The following is a 9198-nucleotide window of genomic DNA, read 5'->3' as shown; positions in this document are numbered from 1 at the left end:
TGTTCCCATCTCGAACACAAAAGTTAAGTCCTCCAGCGCCTATGGTACTGCATTGGTAACGATGTGGGAGAGTAGGTCGCTGCCGGTCCTTTTTTTATTTAAAATGACAGAAAATAATGATAATTAATTAAGAATTGCAAAATGGTTAATTTAATTTTGTAAAGTGTTTGACAATTATTATTTTTAATGCTATACTTTATTCACAGTTAAATAAAAAGTATGAGGTTGAGCCGAAGAGAAAACCTTATTGAGATTTAGAGGGGGTAGTTTACCCAATTTTATCTAAATTTCAATAAGGTTTTTTTGTATTTTAAAAAGCCTTTTTAAATCTGCAGATTTTATATATAAAGGAGTTGGGTTGTTATGAACAGTAGTTAATTAGTAGATTAAAAATTGGAGGTAAAATTAAATGAATAGGGAAGAATTTCAGAAGGAATATTTAGAAAAAGAAAGTTTGCTGGGGGAATGTATTGCAGAAGTTATAGGGACAGCAATTCTGCTGTTTTTTGGTGCTGGTGTTGTTGCTAATCTAGTTCAGGTGGGAGCAGATATTAGCTGGTGGGAATTAAGTGTACTCTGGGGTTTGGGAGTGACAATGGCTATTTATATTACTGGTGGAGTCAGCGGGGCTCATATTAATCCTGCTGTTACAGTTGGGTTGGCTTCTGTAGGAGATTTTCCCTGGAAAAAAGTAATTCCATTTATTCTTTCTCAGATAATTGGAGCTTTTATTGGAGCAGCTGGTGCATATTATATCTATGCTGAACAATTTGCAGTAAAAACAGCTGCTAATATGACAGTTTTTCATACAATTGCCATGGATAACATTACAAATCCTAAAGCGATGATGATCGAGTTGATCCTGACAGCAGTTTTATTAATGGGAGTTATGGCAATGACAGAGTCTCTTAATTCAACTGCACCTAAAGGATTAGGAGCAGCAATTTCTGTTGGTTTATTAGTTGCAGCAATTGGTGGAATTGGTGGACAACTAACTGGCTTCGCGATTAATCCTGCACGTGATTTCGGCCCCAAATTATTTACAGCTTTAGCAGGTTGGGGTTCAACACCTTTTACTGCTCATAATTATTACTTCTGGGTTCCAATTGCTGGTCCATTAATTGGAGGAGTTGTAGGAGCATTTATTTATAAAAAATTTATTAGATCTTATCTGCCTGAGGTATTGCAGAGAGGAGAAGTTAAAGAAGATATGTTAACAGGAGATCTTTTGGATATCCTGAATGAAAAAGAGATACAAGAGCTTGCAGAAATGGCAGATAATAAATGCAAATAAAAAGGATAGTTTAATTTTAGCAAGAAATTAACTTTAAGGGAGTTAAATTTTTGTTTATTTTTTCAAATATAAAATATTATTAAATGGGGGAATATGAAAATGGAAGATTATATTTTAGCAATTGATCAAGGAACCACAAGCTCAAGGGCAATAGTTTTTAATCATGATGGAGAAATTGTTAGTTCTTCTCAGCGAGAATTTACTCAGCATTTTCCAAAGCCGGGCTGGGTTGAACACGATCCAGATGAAATTTGGGGAACTACCCTGGCTGTGATGGCTGATGCTATGGGAAGAAAAGATATTAAACCTTCTCAAATCGCTGCTATCGGTATTACAAATCAGAGAGAAACAACAGTTGTCTGGGATGCAGAAACTGGTAAACCTATTCATAATGCTATTGTCTGGCAGGACAGAAGAACAGCTTCTATCTGTGATGACTTAAAAGATCAGGGATTAGAAGAAAAAATTAAAAATAAAACCGGTCTGGTTGTAGATGCTTACTTTTCTGGTACAAAAATAAAATGGCTGCTGGATAATGTTGATGGGGCCAGAGAAAGAGCAGAAAAAGGAGAATTAAGATTTGGAACCATTGACAGCTGGTTGATTTGGAAGTTAACAGGTGGAGAAACCCATGTAACAGATTATACAAATGCCTCCAGAACAATGGTTTATAACATATTTGATTTAGAATGGGATCAGGAAATGCTGGATATTTTAGAAATTCCGGAGTCAATGCTTCCCGAAGTAAAGCAGTCCAGTGAAGTTTATGGAAAAACAGCAGACTATCACTTCTTTGGCCAGAATGTTCCGATAGCTGGAATTGCTGGAGATCAGCAGGCAGCTACTTTTGGTCAGGTATGCTATGAAAAAGGAACTGCAAAAAATACTTATGGTACAGGTTGTTTTATGCTGATGAACACTGGAGAAAAAGCAGTTAAGTCTGAAAATGGTCTTTTAACAACAATTGCTTACGGAGTAGACGGGAAAGTAAATTACGCCTTAGAGGGTTCAATCTTTATTGCAGGAGCGGCTATTCAGTGGCTCAGAGATGAAATGAAGCTGATCGATTCTGCCCCAGAATCAGAAGAGCATGCTCGTAAGGTTGATGACACAGGTGGGGTTTATGTAGTACCAGCCTTTGCAGGACTTGGGGCTCCTTACTGGGATATGTATGCCAGAGGAACAATTGTCGGTCTAACCAGAGGTTCTTCCAGGGATCATATAATTAGAGCTACTCTAGAGTCAATTGCCTATCAAAGTAGAGATGTACTCGAAGCCATGGAAGCTGATTCGGGTATTGAGCTGAAAAAAATGAGAGTAGATGGTGGGGCAGCAATGAATGACTTTTTAATGCAGTTTCAGGCAGATATCCTGGGCTCAGAGGTAGAAAGACCAGAAATTAATGAGACAACAGCTCTTGGCGCAGCTTATTTAGCCGGTTTAGCAGTAGGTTTCTGGGAAAATAAAGAAGAACTTATTGAGAAGTGGAAAAAAGATAAAGATTTTAAATCGGAAATGTCGGAGGCTAAACGAGAGAAATTATACAGGGGCTGGAAAAAAGCAGTTGAGCGTTCTAAAAATTGGTCAGAGGAATAATTAATATATTTTACTTAAACTTAATCACAGCTGGGTTGAAGAGATCCAGCTGTGAAAATTATCAAATTTTTATATTATTTTAGGGGGGAAATTCATTGAATAAAAAATATGATGTGATTATTATTGGAGCTGGAATTTCTGGCTGTGCGGTTGCCTGGAAATTAGCCAGATATAATCTTGATATTTTATTATTGGAGAAGGAAGCAGATGTGGCAACAGGTACTACCAAAGCTAATACAGCAATTATCCATGCAGGTTATAATGCAGATCCTGATAAATTAAAGGGTCATCTAAACGTAAAAGGTAACCAGGGTATTAGAGAAGTAGCAAAAAAGCTAAATATACCATATGAAGAAATAGGATCACTTGTGGTAGGTTTGGAAGATGACAATTTAAGTGTAATTGATGAATTATATGAAAAGGGATTAAAAAATAATGTGCCGAATATGGAGATTGTGGGGAAAGAATGGTTAAGAGAACATGAACCAAACATTTCTCCTAAAGCTGTGAAAGCACTCTGGGCACCAACAGCAGGAGTGATTACTCCCTGGGAAGCTGCTCTGGCAATGGCGCAGAACGCTGTAGCTAATGGAGCGGAAGTTAAACTTGAAACTGCAGTTGAAGATGTAATGACTGAGGATGGAAAAGTAGTTGGTGTTAAAACCAATCAGGGTGATTTTGAGGCGGATTATGTAGTAAATGCAGCAGGTTTATATGCAGATGAAATTGCAAAAATGGTAGGAATTGAAAAAATTAATATTACTCCCCGCAAAGGTGAATATTATATTTATGATCACGCCAAAGACTTTGCAGTAAATCATGTTGTTTTTCCTGTTCCAACCCCGATAAGTAAAGGGATTGTAGTAACTCCAACAGTTGAAAACAATCTCTTGATTGGACCTACTTCTCATAATGTAAAAAGTAAAACTGATCTTGCAACAACCAGAGAAGGTTTAAAAGAAGTTTATGAAGGAGCCAAAAAGCTTTATCCCAGTCTGGATTTAAGAGATACAATCCGAGTTTTTGCCGGGCTAAGAGCAGCAGATGATAGTGAAGACTTTGTGATCGAAGCTGCAGAAAATGTTAAAGGTTTTGTAAATGTTGCTGGTATTCAATCTCCTGGTTTGGCCTCATCAACAGCTATTGCTGATTATACAGCAGAAATTCTTGCTGATGAAGGATTAAAGCTCTCTGAGAAAAAGGATTATATTGAAACCAGGGAAGAACCAGTTAGATTTTATGAAATGACAAATAAAGAAAGAGCAAAAATGGTTGATCAGAATAAAGATTACGGACAGATTATCTGCCGCTGTGAAACTGTTTCCTATAAAGAGATTGTAGATGCAATTAACAGCCCAGTTGGTGCCAGAACAGTAAATGCAGTAAAACGCAGAACCAGAGCTGGAGCTGGAAGATGTCAGGGAGGATTCTGTGGACCAAGGGTAGTAGATATTATAGCTCAGGAGCTTGGAATTGATCCGACTGAAGTTAAACAGGAGGAAGGGAATTCTCAAATTTTAGAATATAAAATTAAAGAATTACTGGGAAGTAAGGTGATGGATAATGCGTAAAGTGAAAAAAGATTTAGTAGTTATTGGTGGCGGTCCAGCTGGACTGGCAGCAGCTAAAACTGCTTATGATGATGGAATTAAAGATGTAATGATCCTCGAAAGAGACTTTGAACTTGGTGGAATTTTACCACAGTGTATTCATAATGGATTTGGTCTGCATCATTTTAAAGAAGAGCTTACCGGCCCCGAATATGCACAGCGTTTTATCAATGATGTTGAAGAAAGAGATATTGAAGTAAAATTGGATACCATGGTTTTAGATGTTACAAAAGAGAGAAAAGTTTATGCAATGAATAAAAAAGAAGGTTTTCTGGAAATAGAGGCTAAAGCAGTTGTCTTAGCAATGGGCTGTCGGGAAAGAACTTCTGGTGCTATTGGAATTCCAGGCACAAGACCGGCTGGAGTATTAACTGCTGGAACAGCTCAGCGTTATACAAATATTGAAGGATTTGTTCCGGGAAAAGAGGTAGTAATTCTCGGCTCGGGTGATATTGGATTAATTATGGCCCGGAGGATGAAATTAGAGGGTGCTGATGTGAAAGCAGTCTGTGAACTACTTCCTTATACTGGTGGATTGACCAGAAACGTTGTTCAGTGTCTGGAAGACTATGATATACCACTGATGCTTAATCATACAGTAACTGCTATCAAAGGTGAAGGAAGATTAGAAGCTGTTGAAATTTCTGAGGTTGATGAAAATCTTAAACCCATACCGGAAACTGCTAAAACAATTAAAGCAGATACTCTACTTTTATCTGTTGGCTTGATTCCTGAAAATGAACTTTCCAAAAAGGCTGATGTAGTTCTTGATGAGCGGACAGGTGGCCCAATTGTAAACGAAGGTCGGGAAACAAACATTGAGGGAATTTTTGCCTGTGGTAATGTACTTCATGTTCATGATTTAGTTGACTGGGTTACCGAAGAGTCTCAGATTGCAGGTAAACATGCAGCTAAATATATCAAAGATAATTATGAAAAAACCGGCAGCTGTGCAGAATTAAAAGCAGGCGAAAATGTAAGTTATGTTATTCCACAAAAAATTGAGCTTGAGGCTGGAGATCGCAAACGCATTCCTTTATATATGAGAGTGTCCACTCCTTTAACAGCTGTTGATATCAATCTTTATGCAGACGGTGAGAAGTTATATTCTTTCTCTGAACCCTTTGCAAAGCCCGGAGAAATGATCAGTGTACCACTTGCACAAAAAACACTTGATGATTTAGGTAATGTAGATGAAATAAAAGTTGATATTATCGAAAAGGAGGGAAATTAAATGATTGAAACAAAAACCCTTACCTGTGTAGCCTGTCCTAAAGGCTGTGAAGTAACAGTTGAGTACGAAGGTGATGAGATAATTGAAATTAAAGGAAATGCCTGTCCTCAGGGACAGAGTTATGCTGAAGAAGAAATAGTAGCTCCAACCAGGATTTTACCAACCACAATTAAAGTTAAAAATGGAGCCTTGGCTCTCTGCCCGGTAAAAACTACAAAACAGATACCACTAGAAAATATGTTTGAGGCAATGGAGATTATAGGTAATAAGGTAATTGAAGCCCCAATAAGTATGGGGGATGTTTTAATAGAAAATATTTTAGATACTGGAGCAGATATTGTAGCAACTAGAGATATGCCAGCAGAAATTAAATAAGAGTATTTTTATTGATACCAGAGGGTTTTCATTTAATCTTCTGGTATTTTCCTATTATTTTAATAATTAATCTCTATAAATAAGCAGGATTTTAGCTTTCTAAATCAAATTATATTATAGAGGGTTCAAACTTATAAACAAATATAAATAATAGGGGATGTTGCTTGTGCTCAAAAATATGGATTTAAAATGGAAGATAAGTATTATTTTAACAATAATTGTAATTGCAGTTATGTCTGCAGTTTCATTTTTTACTTATAGTTATACTCAGACTATAATGTCAAATCAGATTGACCAGAGAATTGATTTAATCAGGCAGAATCAGAGGGAAGAAATACTGGGAGAATTAAACCGTCTTGAAGAGCGAACTGGTTACTTTGCCAGTTTTGAGGATATCTACAATCTGGTTAATATGAGCAATTATTATGTTGAGGACGGAGAATTAATTGATCTGGCTGGGGGTGGCTGGCTGAGCACCTTTACAAATAGAGCTAATCTGCTGAGGGATAATAATAGGATGTTTGAAGAAACTCAATTTTCCTATGTTACAACAGCAGAAGAAATTACTTCACTCGCGGACTCTTTAGCTGATATGGCATCAAATTTGAATCAATTGGTAAATCGATTTGATTTAAGTTCATAAATTTATTAGTAAATGCTCCCGGTCAGCTGACTGGGAGCTTTCTTAAGGGAGGAAAATATTGAAACATTTAGCAGGTTATTTTAAAGACTATCCAATCATTCCGGCTGTGCGTGAAATTAAAGATCTGCAGCGGGCAATGGATATTAGGGAATCAGTTTTAATTTTTTTACTAACAGGTTCAATTTTTGATCTTAAAAAATCAATGAAAATGGCACATTCTAAAGATAAAATATTAATGGTAAATATTGACCTTGTTGCTGGGATAGCTCATGATAAAGAGGGAATTAAATATCTGGCAGATAATGATTTGTGTGATGGAATAATTTCTACAAAAGGGTATTTAATTAAAGAGGCTTCCAAACAGGGTTTAATGACAATCCAAAGAGTTTTTTTACTGGATTCAGCCTCTCTAATTAGTGCGGAAAAATCGCTTAACACTAGAGCTGTTGATGCAGTTGAAATTTTGCCGGGAATTGCAGCTCCTTATTTTATCGAACGACAAAAAAATAGTAAATATGAATATCCTGTAATTGCAGGAGGTTTGATCAAAAGTAAAAAAGAAGTTATTGAATTAAAAGAAAAAGGTGTTTTTGCCGTCTCGACAAGTGATTATCAGTTATGGAATTTTAATTAGAAAGGGTGGTGCAGATGGGTAAAAAGTTAATTAATGATCCCGAAAAAGTTGTGCAGGAGATGATTGAAGGGATAGTAATGGCCAGTAATCAGCGCCTGGAAAAACTGGATGGATATAATATTATTGTTAGAAAAGATGCCCCCATAGAAAAAGTTGCTCTGATCAGTGGAGGTGGCAGTGGTCATGAACCAGCTCATGCAGCCTATGTTGGAGAAGGAATGCTCGATGCTGCTGTTGCTGGAGATGTTTTTACATCTCCTACTCCCGATGCAATTTTTGAGGCAGTGAAGGCAGTTGACAGCGGTAATGGAGTTCTTCTAATTATTAAAAATTACACTGGAGACTTAATGAATTTTGAAATGGCTGCTGAAATGGCTGAGGCAGAGGGAATAGAAGTCGATCAGGTTGTTGTTAACGATGATGTAGCAGTAGAAGACAGTCTTTATACAACTGGAAGGCGTGGGGTAGCCGGAACTGTCTTTGTTCATAAAATTGCCGGTGCAAAATCAGCTCAGGGAGCTGCACTTAAAGAGGTTAAGAGAACTGCAGAAAAGGTCATTAAAAATGTTAGAACAAAGGGGGTTGCTATCAATCCCTGTCAACTTCCAGCGGCAGAAAAAAGTACTTTTAGTCTGGCTGAAGATGAAATGGAAATGGGTATTGGGATTCATGGTGAATCCGGGACTGAGAAAATGAAAATAAAAAAAGTGGATCAGATTGTTGACTCTCTACTGGAAGATATTCTAACAGATTTAAAAGTGAAATCAGATGACAGAGTTGCCCTAATGGTAAATGGTATGGGGGGAACTCCACTAATGGAGCTTTATATAGCAAATAGAAGGGCAAATCAAATTTTAGAAAATAAAGGAATAGAGATTTCTAAAAATTATGTGGGGGAATTTATGACTTCTCTTGAGATGGAAGGTCTTTCATTAACAATTTTAAAATTAGACGAGGATTTAATTGATTTATTAACAGCAGAAACTGAAATTAACTTATTAAAATAGAATTGGGGTAAAAATATGGCTAGAAAAGCAAAGGAATTATGGTTCTTTCACAAATGTTGTGAAATCTAAATAGCACCGTTTGAATCGTGTTATCTATTTTATTTTTTTAATTGCTCTTAAATACTTAGCAATGATAAATATACTCGGCGTTTTAAGTTTTCAACTTTGGGAACACCGTAGCCAATTCTTTTAATTAGTTTGATTTTGTTGTTTAAACCTTCAGCAAATCCGTTGGTTATTCTAGTTTTAAAATAGTTAATAATATGCTGTTCCCACCGTTTTACTGTTCCTTTAGCTCTATAGAAAAGATTTAATTTGGCCTGGCTAACATTTTCATACCAGTGATTTAAAGCTTCAATAGATTCTTTAACATCAGGTATTTGGAGAAGATCTCTAAATTCTTCTTTTAACTCCCATGCTTTTTCTAAAGCAGGAGATAATTTAAAGATTTCTATCAACCGCTGATGGCCGTCATCATCAAGATCTTCACCAGCCATCAGAAGGGTGAGTCTTGATTTATAGAACTTCTTTCTATTGGCAGCAGTCTGTTTATCTTGCTCCTCTATTCTCAGCTTATCTAATGCATTATTGATAGCTGTAACCAGATGGAACTTATCAACTACTATCTTAGCGTTGGGAAAAACAGTTTCTGCAACAGCTTTATATGGGCTCCACATATCCATGGAGAAATACTTGATCTGCTCCCGCAATTTCTCAGGCCAGGTATTGAAGTACTCAATTAAATCATCTTTTTTTCTAGAAGTTAATATATCAATTAGTTTACCATTAATCGGATCAGTTAAAG

General features: G+C 36.5%; 9 protein-coding genes and 1 rRNA gene. 9 read left to right on the top strand and 1 reads right to left on the bottom strand.

Annotation, left to right across the window (positions count from 1 at the left end; translation table 11 throughout):
* The 9 genes from rrf to dhaK form a co-directional block, all read left to right on the top strand.
* Positions 1-88, top strand: a 5S ribosomal RNA gene (gene rrf / locus C8C76_RS14490); the annotation flags it as partial.
* 321 nt (positions 89-409) lie between these two features.
* Positions 410-1294 (top strand): MIP/aquaporin family protein, encoded by an 885-nt coding sequence (locus C8C76_RS14485; protein ID WP_108142877.1) that lies wholly within the window; start codon positions 410-412, stop codon positions 1292-1294.
* A gap of 99 nt (positions 1295-1393) precedes the next feature.
* Positions 1394-2890 (top strand): glycerol kinase GlpK, encoded by a 1497-nt coding sequence (gene glpK / locus C8C76_RS14480; protein ID WP_108142875.1) that lies wholly within the window; start codon positions 1394-1396, stop codon positions 2888-2890.
* A gap of 95 nt (positions 2891-2985) precedes the next feature.
* Positions 2986-4461, top strand: a complete 1476-nt coding sequence (locus C8C76_RS14475) for an NAD(P)/FAD-dependent oxidoreductase (RefSeq protein WP_108142873.1) — start codon at positions 2986-2988, stop codon at positions 4459-4461.
* On the top strand, positions 4454-5734 hold the full coding sequence (locus C8C76_RS14470) for an NAD(P)/FAD-dependent oxidoreductase (RefSeq protein ID WP_108142871.1): 1281 nt from the start codon (positions 4454-4456) through the stop codon (positions 5732-5734). The genes C8C76_RS14475 and C8C76_RS14470 overlap by 8 nt, the downstream gene beginning before the upstream one ends.
* Positions 5735-6109: a DUF1667 domain-containing protein gene (locus C8C76_RS14465; protein ID WP_108142869.1), complete on the top strand. Its 375-nt coding sequence runs from the start codon at positions 5735-5737 to the stop codon at positions 6107-6109.
* A 166-nt stretch (positions 6110-6275) separates the two neighbouring features.
* Positions 6276-6752, top strand: coding sequence for a hypothetical protein (locus C8C76_RS14460; RefSeq protein WP_108142868.1), 477 nt, complete (start codon positions 6276-6278; stop codon positions 6750-6752).
* Positions 6753-6810: 58 nt separating this feature from the next.
* Complete coding sequence (locus C8C76_RS14455) at positions 6811-7386, top strand: glycerol-3-phosphate responsive antiterminator (protein ID WP_108142866.1); 576 nt, start codon at positions 6811-6813, stop codon at positions 7384-7386.
* Between the two features lie 14 nt (positions 7387-7400).
* On the top strand, positions 7401-8393 hold the full coding sequence (gene dhaK, locus C8C76_RS14450) for a dihydroxyacetone kinase subunit DhaK (RefSeq protein WP_108142864.1): 993 nt from the start codon (positions 7401-7403) through the stop codon (positions 8391-8393).
* A gap of 116 nt (positions 8394-8509) precedes the next feature.
* Here dhaK and C8C76_RS14445 read toward each other — a convergent pair.
* Positions 8510-9198, bottom strand: a 689-nt coding sequence (locus C8C76_RS14445) for an ISL3 family transposase (protein WP_108142862.1), incomplete at its 5' end; no start/stop codon positions are given.

The organism is Halanaerobium saccharolyticum (genome assembly GCF_003053565.1).
GTDB classification, from domain to species: domain Bacteria; phylum Bacillota; class Halanaerobiia; order Halanaerobiales; family Halanaerobiaceae; genus Halanaerobium; species Halanaerobium saccharolyticum_B.
The sequence above is the reverse complement of the archived record's forward strand: the minus strand, read 5'-3'. Positions and strand labels throughout refer to the sequence as shown.

Coding starts and splice junctions, on each gene's coding strand:
- C8C76_RS14470 (WP_108142871.1), top strand. CDS start 4,454: ATGCGTAAAGTGAAAAAAGATTTAGTAGTTATTGGTGGCGGTCCAGCT.
- C8C76_RS14485 (WP_108142877.1), top strand. CDS start 410: ATGAATAGGGAAGAATTTCAGAAGGAATATTTAGAAAAAGAAAGTTTG.
- C8C76_RS14465 (WP_108142869.1), top strand. CDS start 5,735: ATGATTGAAACAAAAACCCTTACCTGTGTAGCCTGTCCTAAAGGCTGT.
- glpK (WP_108142875.1), top strand. CDS start 1,394: ATGGAAGATTATATTTTAGCAATTGATCAAGGAACCACAAGCTCAAGG.
- dhaK (WP_108142864.1), top strand. CDS start 7,401: ATGGGTAAAAAGTTAATTAATGATCCCGAAAAAGTTGTGCAGGAGATG.